Source organism: Streptomyces sp. NBC_00986 (assembly GCF_045162565.1).
Taxonomy (GTDB): Bacteria; Actinomycetota; Actinomycetes; order Streptomycetales; family Streptomycetaceae; genus Streptomyces.
This window is the reverse complement of the sequence record NZ_CP108733.1, coordinates 8,474,540-8,487,207: the sequence shown is the minus strand read 5'-3', so window position 1 is coordinate 8,487,207 and position 12,668 is coordinate 8,474,540. Positions and strand designations below refer to the sequence as shown.

The 12,668-nt window shown below is 67.1% G+C and carries 11 protein-coding genes and 1 riboswitch; of the genes, 2 read left to right on the top strand and 9 right to left on the bottom strand.

From position 1 onward, the window contains the following. Positions 1-137: 137 nt before the first annotated feature. Positions 138-254, bottom strand: a riboswitch (SAM riboswitch). A gap of 76 nt (positions 255-330) precedes the next feature. The 5 genes from trpD to OG504_RS37960 form a co-directional block, all read right to left on the bottom strand. Then, positions 331-1,395 (bottom strand): anthranilate phosphoribosyltransferase, encoded by a 1,065-nt coding sequence (gene trpD, locus OG504_RS37980; RefSeq protein WP_405993855.1) that lies wholly within the window; start codon positions 1,393-1,395, stop codon positions 331-333. Between the two features lie 134 nt (positions 1,396-1,529). Next, a complete protein-coding gene (locus OG504_RS37975) occupies positions 1,530-3,194 on the bottom strand; it encodes a cytochrome bc complex cytochrome b subunit (RefSeq protein WP_405993854.1) in 1,665 nt (554 codons plus the stop codon). Then, a complete protein-coding gene (locus tag OG504_RS37970) occupies positions 3,191-4,246 on the bottom strand; it encodes a Rieske 2Fe-2S domain-containing protein (RefSeq protein WP_405993853.1) in 1,056 nt (351 codons plus the stop codon). Before OG504_RS37970 ends, OG504_RS37975 begins: the two co-directional genes overlap by 4 nt. Then, positions 4,243-5,052, bottom strand: a complete 810-nt coding sequence (locus tag OG504_RS37965; protein ID WP_365309806.1) for a c-type cytochrome — start codon at positions 5,050-5,052, stop codon at positions 4,243-4,245. The genes OG504_RS37970 and OG504_RS37965 overlap by 4 nt, the downstream gene beginning before the upstream one ends. Positions 5,053-5,132: 80 nt before the next feature. Beyond that, positions 5,133-5,753, bottom strand: coding sequence for a heme-copper oxidase subunit III (locus OG504_RS37960; protein ID WP_019062389.1), 621 nt, complete (start codon positions 5,751-5,753; stop codon positions 5,133-5,135). 157 nt (positions 5,754-5,910) lie between these two features. Between OG504_RS37960 and OG504_RS37955 the strand changes: the two genes are divergently transcribed. Next, entirely contained in the window at positions 5,911-6,312 is a 402-nt protein-coding gene (locus OG504_RS37955; protein ID WP_405993852.1) for a hypothetical protein, read from the top strand. Between the two features lie 92 nt (positions 6,313-6,404). Here the strand turns inward: OG504_RS37955 and OG504_RS37950 are convergent, their stop codons facing one another. The 4 genes from OG504_RS37950 to coxB all read right to left on the bottom strand — a co-directional run bounded on the left by OG504_RS37950 (position 6,405) and on the right by coxB (position 10,981). Then, on the bottom strand, positions 6,405-7,709 hold the full coding sequence (locus tag OG504_RS37950) for an Ig-like domain-containing protein (protein ID WP_405993851.1): 1,305 nt from the start codon (positions 7,707-7,709) through the stop codon (positions 6,405-6,407). A gap of 184 nt (positions 7,710-7,893) precedes the next feature. Beyond that, entirely contained in the window at positions 7,894-8,292 is a 399-nt protein-coding gene (locus OG504_RS37945; protein ID WP_033284401.1) for a cytochrome c oxidase subunit 4, read from the bottom strand. Next, a complete protein-coding gene (ctaD, locus tag OG504_RS37940; RefSeq protein ID WP_318015828.1) occupies positions 8,289-10,025 on the bottom strand; it encodes a cytochrome c oxidase subunit I in 1,737 nt (578 codons plus the stop codon). Before ctaD ends, OG504_RS37945 begins: the two co-directional genes overlap by 4 nt. Continuing rightward, positions 10,022-10,981: a cytochrome c oxidase subunit II gene (coxB, locus tag OG504_RS37935; protein WP_033284151.1), complete on the bottom strand. Its 960-nt coding sequence runs from the start codon at positions 10,979-10,981 to the stop codon at positions 10,022-10,024. The genes ctaD and coxB overlap by 4 nt, the downstream gene beginning before the upstream one ends. 286 nt (positions 10,982-11,267) lie before the next feature. On the opposite strand from coxB, the gene OG504_RS37930 reads away from it, so the two are divergent. Continuing rightward, the gene (locus tag OG504_RS37930) at positions 11,268-12,644 is read left to right on the top strand and encodes a cysteine desulfurase/sulfurtransferase TusA family protein (RefSeq protein ID WP_405993850.1); all 1,377 of its coding nucleotides are present in this window, start codon (positions 11,268-11,270) and stop codon (positions 12,642-12,644) included. Positions 12,645-12,668: the final 24 nt, after the last annotated feature.

Genomic DNA, 12,668 nt, shown 5'->3' with positions numbered 1-12,668 from the left:
TCACTGCGCGAGCGGACAGGGCTTCGGCGCAGGAAAGGGTGAAGGGGGATGTGCGGAGTGGGGGCTTCGCGTCCTATCGCATTCGCTTGCTCACAGAGAGCTCCCTCGATGACCAGGACCCCTGGTGTCTTTCGAGGGGCCCGCGCTTGCCGCAGACCTCGCTGCCTACGGCCTGGTCTTCACCCGGGGCACCCCGCCACGGACGGAGGGTTGCCGGACAGTCGGCCGGGGCCTCATGACTGTCACTCATGACCTGGTCAGAAAACCTACGCGAGGTGATCGTCGTCCCGCAACCCGTGTCCGGATCGCGGGACGACGACCGCCCTACCGCTATGCGTTGCTGGCGGCCGCCCAGCGCTCCAGCGTGCGCTTCGCGGCCCCGGAGTCGATCGACTCCCGCGCCTTCTCCATCCCGGCCCTGATCCGGTCCGCCAGCGGCCCGTCCCCGGCCTCGAGCGCCACCAGGGCCGCCGCCGAGTTCAGGAGTACGGCGTCCCGTACCGGGCCCGTCTCGCCGTCCAGGAGACGGCGGGCCACGTCCGCGTTGTACTCGGGGTCGGCGCCGCGCAGGGCTTCCACGGGGACCAGTTCGAGGCCTACGTCCCGAGGGTCGAAGGCCTCCTCGGTGACCTTGCCCTCGCGGACGATCCACACCCGGGAGGTCGCCGTGGTCGTCAGCTCGTCGAGGCCGTCGTCTCCGCGGAACACCAGGGCGGAGGAGCCGCGTTCGGCCAGCACGCCCGCGATGAGCCCGGCCATGCGGGTGTCGAAGCAGCCGACCGCCGACGAGGTGACCTTGGCCGGGTTGGTGAGCGGACCGAGCAGGTTGAACGCGGTCGGCACCCCCAGGTCCCGCCGGACCGCGCCCGCGAACCGCATCGTGGGGTGGAACTTGGCCGCGAAGCAGAACGTGATCCCGGCCTCCTCCACCACCTGCGCGACCCGCTCGGGCGACAGCTCCAGGTTGATGCCGAGCCGCTCCAGCACATCGGAGGAACCACTCGCCGAGGACGAGGCGCGGTTGCCGTGCTTGACGACCTTCGCACCGGTGCCCGCGATCACGATGGCGGACATCGTCGAGATGTTGACCGTCTTGGCCCGGTCGCCGCCCGTACCGACGATGTCGACGGCCGGCCCGGGGATGTCCAGCGGCTTCGCGTGGGCGTACATCGTCTCGACGAGGCCGTTGATCTCCTCGACGGTCTCGCCCTTGGCCCGCAGCGCCACCAGGAAGCCCGCGATCTGGGCGTCGGCCGCCTCACCGCTCATGATGCGGTCCATCGCCCACGCCGTGTCGGCGGTGCTCAGGTCCTGTCCGGCCAGCAGCGCGCTCAGTACGTCGGGCCAGGAACGGGCCGCCGCGGTGTCGCCTCCAGCGGGGGTCACAGCGCTCATACGGCCGCTCCTGAGTGTCGTAGAAGGATGGTTCAAATACGCGTCCCCACCCTATCCAGGGCGGGGCACGGCGAAGGGCCCCGTCCGGTGTTCGGACGGGGCCCTTCGACTGTGGCGTGGCGACGCCTCAGCGATCAGTGGTGGCCGTGGCCGCTCGTGATCTCCTTGTACTCCTCGACGGTGGGCTTGGGGATCTGGGACTCCTCGCCGTAGTACGCCTCGCTCAGCTTGGCGCGCAGCTTCTCGGAGCCCTTCACCTTGCGCTCGACACCGTTCTCGTCGACGGTCGCCCCGATCGCGGCCGGCACGTACTGCTCGTGCGCGGTGAGCGTGTGCAGCGCGTCCTGGCTGAGCGGCTCGTGGATCTCGACGAACTCACCGTGCGGCAGGCGCTTGATGATGCCCGACTCGCGGCCGTGCAGCACCTTGTCCCGGTCGCGGCGCTGGAGGCCGAGGCAGACCCGCTTGGTGGCGATGAAGACCAGCACCGGCACCACGAAGAAGCCGACGCGCACAGCCCAGGTGATCGAGTTGATCGACAGATGGAAGTGCGTGGCCCAGATGTCGTTGCCGCCACCGACGAGCAGGACGAAGTACCACGAGATCCACGCGGCACCGAAGGCCGTGCGGGTCGGGACGTTGCGCGGGCGGTCCAGGATGTGGTGCTCGCGCTTGTCGCCGGTGACCCAGGCCTCGATGAACGGGTAGACCGCGATCGCGACCAGGACCAGCGGGAAGATGATCAGCGGGATGAACACGCCCAGGACGAGCGTGTGACCCCAGAAGTTGATCTCCCAGCCCGGCATGAAGCGGATCAGGCCCTCGGAGAAGCCCATGTACCAGTCGGGCTGAGCGCCCGTGGACACCATGTCCGGACGGTACGGGCCCATGGCCCAGATCGGGTTGATCGAGGCGATCGCCGCGACGGCCGCGATGACACCGAAGACCAGGAAGAAGAAGCCTCCGGCCTTGGCCATGTAGACCGGCAGCAGCGGCATGCCGACGACGTTGTTGTTCGTCTTTCCGGGGCCCGCGAACTGCGTGTGCTTGTGGTAGAAGACCAGGATCAGGTGGCCGACCACCAGGCCGAGCATGATGCCCGGCAGCAGCAGGATGTGGATCGAGTAGAACCGTGCGACGAAGTCGCCGCCCGGGAACTCGCCGCCGAAGAGGAAGAACGACAGGTACGTGCCGACGATCGGCACGGACAGGACCGCGCCCTCCATGAAGCGGACACCGGTGCCGGAGAGCAGGTCGTCCGGGAGCGAGTAACCGGTGAAGCCGGTGAACATGCCCAGGACGAACAGCAGGAAGCCGAACAGCCAGTTGACCTCACGCGGCTTGCGGAACGCGCCCGTGAAGAACACCCGCATCATGTGCACGAACATGGCGGCGAGGAAGATCAGCGCCGCCCAGTGGTGGATCTGCCGGATCAGCAGACCACCGCGCACATCGAAGGAGATGTGCATGGTCGAGTTGAACGCCTCCGACATCAGCTGCCCCTGGAGCGGGACATAGCTGCCGTGGTACGTCACCTCGTTCATCGACGGGTGGAAGAACAGCGTCAGATACACACCCGTGAGGATGATGATGATGAAGCTGTAGAGGCAGACCTCGCCCAACATGAACGACCAGTGGTCGGGGAAGATCTTGCGCATGTTGGACTTGGCGAGGGAGTAGATCCCGAGCCGTCCGTCCGCCCAGTCGGCGATCTTCTCGCCGGCCGGTGCCTTCTCGCGCGAGCGCCCCGGCGCGCCGGCGCCTGATGGGCTCGTGGAGTTGTTCGCCGTAGTACTCATCCGCGCTCCCAGAATGCAGGACCGACGGGCTCCTCGAAGTCGCCGAGCGCCTGGAGGTAGCCCTCGTCGCTCACGCCGATGCGCAGCTGCGGCAGGGCGTGACCGGCCGGGCCGAAGATCACTCGGGCACCGTCGGAGAGGTCGAAGGTGGACTGGTGGCACGGGCACAGCACGTGGTGCGTCTGCTGCTCGTACAGGGAGATCGGGCATCCCACGTGGGTGCAGATCTTCGAGAAGGCCACGATGCCCTCGTGCGCCCACTCCAGCTCGCGCTTGTCCTTGATGTTGTCCGGCTGGAGCCGGACGATCATCAGCGCCGCCTTGGCGATCTCGGTCTGGAACTCCTCGTCGGTCTCCTCCAGGCCCTCGGGCTTGGCGAAGGTGAGCGAGCCGACGGCCACGTCCGAGGGACGCAGCGGCAGGTTCGTGTTCATGTTGACGAGCAGCTTGCCCTTGGACCAGATGGTGTGGCGGAGCTTCGTCCCCGGCAGCGGGCCCAGGTCGCGCAGCAGCATGACGCCGGAGAGCGGGAACAGGGCCAGCGCGCCGAACATCGTGTTGCGGATCAGCTTGCGACGGCCGAGCGCCGACTCCTTGGCACCGTCCTTGAAGTCGGCCATGACCTTGGCCTTGACCTCGGGGGGTGCCTCGATCGCGTGCCGCTCGTCGGCGATCTCCACGTCGGACATCAGGGTGCGGGCCCAGTGGACCGCGCCCGCGCCGATGGTGAAGAGCGCTCCGCCGAGGGTCAGACCCAGCGCGAAGTTGAGCGCGTTGATGTGACCGATCGGGAAGACGAAGATCGCCTTGTCGTGCGGGATCGCCACGTAGGAGGCGATGAAGCCGACCGTGAGGAGCATCGACAGCGTGAACAGGAAGGCCACGACGCGCTCGGACCGCTTGGCGGCCCGCTCGTCGATGTCCTGGACACGGTGCTCGTGCGGCGGCAGCCCCGGGTCGGCGAACGGGTTCTGCTCGTCCGCTACCGACACCGCGCCGTGCGCGTCCTGCTCAGCGGGCAGGTTCTCTTCTGGAATGTCTTGGCTACTCATGACTTCTTGGCCTTTGCGGTCCGAGCGGCGACCCAGACGGCTACCGCGATCAGCGCGCCCAGACCGAAGATCCAGGCGAAGAGACCCTCACTGACCGGACCGAGACCGCCCAGCTCAAGCCCGCCGGGGCTCTCGGTGTTGTCGCCGTTGACCGCGTTGAGGTACGCGATGATGTCCTTCTTGTTCTTCGACGACAGCGTGGTGTCGGGGAAGGAAGGCATGTTCTGCGGGCCGGTCTGCATGGCCTCGTAGATGTGCTTCGGGGCAACGCCTTCGAGGCTCGGCGCGAACTTGCCGTGCGTCAGCGCGCCGCCCTTGCCGGTGAAGTTGTGGCACTGGGCGCAGTTGGTGCGGAACAGCTCGCCACCCTTGGCGATGTCCGAACCGGCGGGCCCGTACTCGTTCTTCGTCGGGATGACCGGGCCGGCGCCCAGCGAGGCGATGTACGCCGCGAGCTGGTCGATCTCGGCCTGGGAGTAGATGACCTTCTTGGCCGGGATCTGAGCGCCCGGCTGCTGCGCCGGCATCCGGCCGGTGCCGACCTGGAAGTCGACCGCCGCAGCGCCGACACCCACCAGGCTCGGACCGTCGGAACTGCCCTGACCGCCGGTGCCGTGGCAGCTGGCGCAGCCGACGGCGAACAGCTTCTTGCCCTCGTCGATGGCGAGGGACTGGGCGGACTCGTCGGCCTGCGCCTTGCTCGCGGGCGCGAACGCGGCGTACAGCCCCCCAGTTGCCGCCAGCGCGAAGAGTAGGACGACGACCGCCGCCAGCGGATGGCGTCGTCGGGTGGAGAGCTTTTTCACGGATTACCCCGGTGTCAGGATCTTCTGCGTCGATGCTTCTGGAATGTGCGCTTCTTGGCTGCGCGCGGGATCGGGCCCGACTACTTGATCAAGTAGATCGTGGCGAAGAGGCCGATCCAGACGACATCGACGAAGTGCCAGTAGTAGGACACGACGATGGCCGCGGTCGCCTGTTCGTGAGTGAACCTCTTCGCCGCGTAGGTACGTCCGAGGACGAACAGGAAGGCGATGAGGCCGCCCGTCACGTGCATGCCGTGGAAACCGGTGGTCAGGTAGAACACCGAGCCGTACGGGTCGGAGGACAGCGAGATGCCGTCCTTCTTCACCAGCTCCGTGTACTCGAAGATCTGACCGCCGATGAAGATCGCACCCATCACGAACGTGATGATGAACCAGCCCCTGAGCTTCTTCACATCCCCGCGCTCGGCCGCGAAGACGCCGAGCTGGCAGGTGAGGGAGGAGAGCACCAGGATCGTGGTGTTGGTCGCGGAGAACGGAATGTTGAGATGGCTCGCCATCTCCTTCCAGTGGTCCGGACCGGTCACCGATCGCAGGGTGAAGTACATCGCGAAGAGGGCCGCGAAGAACATCAGCTCGGAACTCAGCCAGATGATGGTTCCGACGCTGGTGAGGTTCGGCCGGTTGACCGACGGGTGCGCGTGCCCGGTTTCTACTGTCGTTGCTGTCGCCACGACCGACATTATGTCGGTCGCTTATCCCGCCCTCACTCCGGGGGGTGCCGTTCGGAGTGTTCGCAGCGTGTGTACTGCCCGTATGGCCCATCGCAGGGGTGTTCCAACAGGTGTTGACGGGGTGTTCAAGGGAGTAGCATCCGCGCAACGGACCTTGGGAGGAAGAATGCAGGCGACCGCCACGGTGCTGGTCTACAGCGATGACTCCAACACCCGCGAGCAGGTGCGGTTGGCCTCCGGCAAGCGGCCGGCGTCCGACGTGCCGTTGGTCGAGTTCCTCGAGTGCGCTACGCCTGCGGCGGTTCTGAAGGAACTGGACCGGGGTGGGATCGATGTCTGTGTGTTCGACGGGGAGTCCTCGCCTATGGGGGGCATGGGGTTGTGCCGCCAGGTGAAGGACGAGATCTTCAACTGCCCGCCGGTGCTGGTGCTCATCGGGCGGCCGCAGGATGCGTGGCTCGCCACGTGGAGCCGCGCTGAGGCCGCGGTGACCCTTCCGGTGGATCCGGTTGAGTTCGCGGCCTCTCTTGCCTCTCTGTTGCGTGAGAAGCGGGCGTTGAGCGCCTAGTGGGGTGGGGCGCCGGGTTCTTGGCGACTGCGGGTCCGTTGTGGCTGGTCGCGCAGTTCCCCGCGCCCCTGGGTGGGTCACCTCTAGGTGGGTCACACTGACTCGGGGCGAAGCCTCGCCGCATCCTCCGGCCTCGGCCCATCCGGCGTTCCGCCCACCAACGCGCTGCCGCCTCGCCAGTTCTTCCAGCCGAGGTTCCAGTCGCCGAAGCCGTTGCCGAAGGGTTCCATGTCGTCGCCGTTGGAGTTGACGACCTTGACGACGTCACCCTCGTGGATGGTGTCGAAGAACCACTCGGCGTTGCTGGTGCTCATCCCGGTGCAGCCGTGGCTGACGTTCGCGGAGCCCTGGGAGCCCACCGACCAGGGCGCGGCGTGGACGTACTCGCCGCTCCAGGTGACGCGGGTCGCGTAGTACACGGGGAGGTCGTACGAGTCCGAGGAGCCCTCGGAGATGCCGACGGTGGTTCCGCGCATCCGTACGAAGTACTCCTTGCCCAGTACGACCTTGACGCCGTTTCGGGTCTCGAAGCCGGGCTTGCCGGTGGTGACGGGGATCTCGTTGATCTCCTCGCCGTTCCTGTAGACCGTCATCTCGTGGGACGCGGCGTCCGTCACGGCGACGATCTTGTCGCCCGTGGTGAGCTTGAGGGCCTTCGAACTGCCGCCCCACAGGCGGTCGCTGATCTTCACGCCGTCGAGGTTGCTGTGCACCTGGACGGTGGCGTGGGCGGGCCAGTAGTCCTTGGGGCGGTAGTGGAGTTCCTTGTCGTCGACCCAGTGCCAGGCGCCCTCCACGGCGGGCACGGAGTCCACCCTGAGGGCGCGTTCCACGATGGCCCGCTGTGCCTTGTCCTTGACGGGCGTGTTCAGTTCGGCGGTGACCGGCTGGCCGACGCCGTACTGGCCCGCGTCCGGACCGAACTTCACGGTCAGGCTCTTCTTGGTGGTCGGCCTGCTGGTGTCGAAGGTGAGGACCTTGCGGCCGGGGGCGCCGTCCTCGTCCTCCGTGCTCACGCTGACCGTGTAGTGGGCGTTGGCGGCCAGCGGGGAGGTGCTGTGCCAGCGAGTGCCGTCGGCGGCGAGTTCGCCCGTGACATAGCGTCCCGTGGCGTCCACGGCGGTGACGTCCGTGATGCGGCCGTCGTCACCGGAGGCGGTGACGGCCAGGGGCTTGTCGGGGTCGACCTTCTTGCCCTTGCCGGACGGGCCGTTGAAGGAGATCTGCCCCGCCGCGTCGTACGGCTTGGCCGACAGCGGGTTGCCGCCGTCGGACCCGCAGGCGGTGACGCCCGCGCCGAGGGAGATCACCAGCAGGGTGCAGCTGACGACGGTGCGGGTGCGCGGGCGCGCCGGTGTCGAGAGGGTGAGCGCGCGGAGGCCCGAAGGGCTGAGCACGGTCGCCCTCTCGACACCGGCTTTTGCGCCCCTAAAGAACACTTTGTGGCTCATGAGGCGAGGCTATGAAGCTTCGTCAGCCCCGGCGCGGTGAGTAACCCGGACGAGGGACCGGCGTTGCGGCAAAAGCACGAGCCCGGACCCTCCTGACGGAGTGTCCGGGCTCGCGAGTGCTCTGCGCGTGCTACTGGGTGCGGTCTTCACCGCGGTAGTACTCGAAGACCCAGCCGTACAGGCCGATCATGATGATCGGGGCGGAGAAGTACAGCAGCCACCAGCCGATCGCGATCGACAGGAAGGCCAGTGCGCCACCGACACCGAGGGCGAGGGGCTGCCAGCTGTGCGGGCTGAAGAAGCCCACCTCGCCGGCCTCGTCCGCGACGTCGGCCTCCTTGTTGTCCTGCGCGAGCGTGTCGATCCGCCGGGCCGTGAAGCCCAGGTAGAAGCCGACCATGATGCACAGGCCGAAGGCCATGAAGAGGGCCGTGGTACCGGCCGCCTCCTTGGACCAGACGCCGTAGACGATCGCCGTGGCGAGCACGAAGACGGCCAGCCACATGAACATCCTGCCCTGGACCTTCACTTGCCCGCCTCCTTGCCGCCAGTGAGGGCCTTGTCACCGTGATGCGCGTTCTCGAGCTGGTCGAGAGCGGCGATCTCCGGGTGGTGCAGGTCGAACGCCGGGGATTCGCTGCGGATCCGCGGCAGGGTGAGGAAGTTGTGCCGCGGCGGCGGGCAGGACGTCGCCCATTCGAGCGAACGGCCGTAGCCCCACGGGTCGTCGACCTCGACCTTCTTGCCGTACTTGGCCGTCTTCCACACGTTGTAGAGGAACGGCAGGATCGACAGGCCGAGCAGGAAGGAGCTGATCGTCGAGATCGTGTTCAGGGCGGTGAAGCCGTCGGCCGCGAGGTAGTCCGCGTAACGACGGGGCATGCCCTCGGCACCCAGCCAGTGCTGGACCAGGAAGGTGCCGTGGAAGCCGATGAACAGCGTCCAGAAGGTGATCTTGCCGAGACGCTCGTCGAGCATCTTGCCGGTCATCTTCGGCCACCAGAAGTGGAAGCCGGAGAACATCGCGAACACGACGGTGCCGAAGACCACGTAGTGGAAGTGGGCGACGACGAAGTACGAGTCCGAGACGTGGAAGTCCATCGGCGGCGAGGCCAGGATGACACCGGTCAGACCACCGAAGGTGAAGGTGATCAGGAAGCCGGTGGCCCAGAGCATCGGGGTCTCGAAGGACAGGGACCCCTTCCACATCGTTCCGATCCAGTTGAAGAACTTCACGCCTGTTGGCACAGCGATGAGGAACGTCATGAAGGAGAAGAACGGGAGGAGGACTCCGCCGGTGACGTACATGTGGTGGGCCCAGACGGTCACGGAGAGACCGGCGATGGAGATCGTCGCGGCGACCAGTCCCATGTAGCCGAACATCGGCTTGCGGGAGAAGACCGGGATGACCTCGGAGATGATGCCGAAGAACGGCAGCGCGATGATGTACACCTCTGGGTGGCCGAAGAACCAGAAGAGGTGCTGCCACAGCAACGCACCGCCGTTGGCGGCGTCGAAGACATGTGCCCCGAATTTCCGATCCGCCTCCAGCGCGAAGAGCGCGGCGGCGAGGACCGGGAAGGCCAGCAGAACGAGGACGGCGGTCAGCAGCACGTTCCACACGAAGATCGGCATGCGGAACATCGTCATGCCCGGTGCGCGCATGCAGATGATCGTGGTGATGAAGTTGACCGCACCGAGGATCGTGCCGAAGCCGGAGAAGGCCAGACCCATGATCCACATGTCGGCGCCGATGCCCGGCGAGCGGACCGCGTCCGACAGCGGGCTGTACGCGAACCAGCCGAAGTCGGCCGCACCCTGCGGGGTGAGGAAGCCACCGACCGCGATGGTCGAGCCGAACAGGTAGAGCCAGTAGGCGAACATGTTCAGCCGCGGGAACGCCACGTCGGGCGCGCCGATCTGCAGCGGCATGATCCAGTTCGTGAAACCGGCGAAGAGGGGCGTCGCGAACATCAGCAGCATGATCGTGCCGTGCATCGTGAACGCCTGGTTGAACTGCTCGTTCGACAGGATCTGGAGACCCGGCCGGGCCAGCTCGGCGCGCATCAGCAGCGCCATGACGCCGCCGATCAGGAAGAACGCGAACGACGTGACCAGATACAGCGTGCCGATCGTCTTGTGGTCGGTGGTGGTGAGCCACTTGATCACGACGTTACCGGGTTGCTTGCGCCTTACCGGCAGCTCGTCCGCGTAGTGGGACTCTGCTGCCGCGGCACCCTGAGGTTCGTTGAGGATGCTCACAGGTTGTTCGTCTCCCGGTTCTTCTCGTGGCTCGTCTGCGCGATGCCAGCGGGGATGTAACCGGTCTGCCCCTTCTTGGCGAGGTCCTTGAGGTGCTGCTGGTAACGCTCCGGCGAGACGACCTTCACGTTGAACAGCATCCGGGAGTGGTCGACGCCGCAGAGCTCGGCGCACTTGCCGAGGTAGGTGCCCTCCTTGTTGGGGGTCACCTGGAAGGAGTTGGTGTGGCCCGGGACGACGTCCATCTTCATCAGGAACGGCACCACCCAGAAGTCGTGGATGACGTCACGTGAGGTGAGGACGAAGCGGACCGTCTCGCCCTTGGGGAGCCAGAGGGTCGGACCCGGGTTGCCCGTCTGCGGGTTCTTCGTGGCGGGCGTACCGACGTCGTAGACTCCGCCGGCGTTCGCCGGGAACTCCTTCTTGAACCGGTCCGGAATGGCGGCCAGGTTCTTGTCGGTCGTCGCGTCGCCGCTGACACCGTCGACGTTCTCGATGTAGTTGAAGCCCCAGCTCCACTGGAAGCCCACGACGTTGACCGTCACGTCGGGCTTCTTGTCGAGGCTCAGGAGCTTCGTCTCGTCGCGGGCGGTGAAGTAGAACAACACCGAGACGATGATGAGCGGAACAACCGTGTACAGCGCCTCAATAGGCATGTTGTAACGGGTCTGCGGGGGGATCTCGACCTTGGTGCGGCTGCGCCGGTGGAACACGACGCTCCACATGATCAGGCCCCACACCAGGATGCCGACGGCGAGCGCGGCGGCCCAGGACCCCTGCCAGAGGGAGAGGATCCGCGGACCCTCTTCCGTGGTCGGGGTGGGGAAACCAAGGCGAGGAAAGTCCTTGGATGTGCAACCGGTCGCGGTCGCCAGGACCAGGCCCGCAGTCATTGCCTGCAGCAGCTTCCGCCGCATCGGGCGCCGCGGCGAGCGGTCGGAGCCGTTGGGACTCACGTAGCGCCTTCCCGAGAGTCTCGCCCGCGCGGATTGGCTGCGGCCTGCCTTCACGCGGGTCGGTCGCCGCCCTGCGTCGGGCAGGGGTTTGGATGTTTATGCGGACCAAACCCTAGCCGACGCCCTCCGGGGGTTCGCGGGGAGGGTGGCATACGCGCCGCCCGTTACTCCTTGCGCCTAATAGCTCGGGGGTTCAGGTGATTTGGGCGGGTGCGGGTGCGTTGTGGTTGCTCGCGCAGTTCCTCGCGCCCCTATGGAAAGCTCCCGTCCGCTTTAACGTTGGCGTGTGTCCTACTTTGATGCTGCCTCTTCCGCTCCACTCCATCCCGTCGCGCGACAGGCGCTGTTGGCGTCTCTGGACGAGGGGTGGGCGGATCCTGCCCGGTTGTATCGGGAGGGGCGTAAGGCGCGATTGCTGCTGGACGCTGCCCGCGAGGCTGCCGCCGAAGCCGTCGGGTGCCGACCCGATGAATTGGTGTTCACCTCGTCCGGGACCCGGGCCGTACACACCGGTATCTCGGGGGCGTTGGCGGGGCGGCGGCGCGTCGGGCGTCACCTGATCGTGTCAGCGGTTGAACACTCTTCCGTGCTCCATTCGGCCGAGGCACTGGTCGCGGAGGGCGGTTCGTCCACCGAGGTGCCCGTGGACCGTACGGGCGCGGTGAGTGTCGCGGCCTACGCCGATTCCCTCCGCTCGGACACCGCGCTGGCCTGTCTCCAGTCGGCCAACCACGAGGTGGGGACGGTCCAGCCGGTCGCCGAGGTGGCCGAGGCGTGCCGGGCGGTCGGGGTGCCGTTGCTGGTCGACGCGGCGCAGTCGCTGGGCTGGGGCCCGGTCGAGGGCGCGTGGTCGCTGCTCACGGCGAGCGCGCACAAGTGGGGCGGCCCGGCCGGGGTCGGTCTGCTGGCGGTCCGCAAGGGCGCGCGCTTCGCGCCCCAACGCCCCGTCGACGAACGGGAGTCGGGACGTGCCCCCGGCTTCGAGAACATCCCCGCCGTGGTGGCAGCGGCCGCCTCGCTCCGCGCGGTCCGCACGGAGGCGGCCCAGGAGGCGCTACGGCTGCGGGAACTGACGGAGCGGATCCGGACCCGGGTGCCGAAGCTGGTGCCGGGTGTGGATGTGGTCGGCGATCCGGTGCGGCGGCTGCCCGGGATCGTCACCTTCTCCTGTCTCTATGTCGACGGAGAGTCCCTCCTCCACGAACTGGACCGCGCCGGTTTCTCCGTCTCCTCCGGTTCGTCCTGCACGAGCAGCACGCTGACGCCCAGCCATGTGCTGAAGGCGATGGGCGTACTGAGTGAGGGAAATGTGCGGGTGTCGTTGCCACTGGGCGCGACGGAGGAGGACGTCGAGCGCTTCCTCGCCGTACTGCCGGGGGTGGTGGCGGGAGTACGGGAGAAGTTGGGAGCGCAGGCGCCGGTGACCGTCGTAGAGGACGACTCCCTCGTCGTGGACGCCCTCGGCAAGCGCTGCCCGATCCCGGTGATCGAGCTGGCGAAGGTCATCGGCGATGTGCCGATCGGCGGCACGGTCCGAGTCCTGTCCGACGACGAGGCAGCACGGCTGGACATCCCGGCGTGGTGCGAGATGCGGGGCCAGGAGTACGTAGGCGAGGAGAGGGTGCCCAAAGGCACGGCGTACATGATCCGCCGGGCAACCTAGGCACCCCTCTTTTAGGGGCGCGGG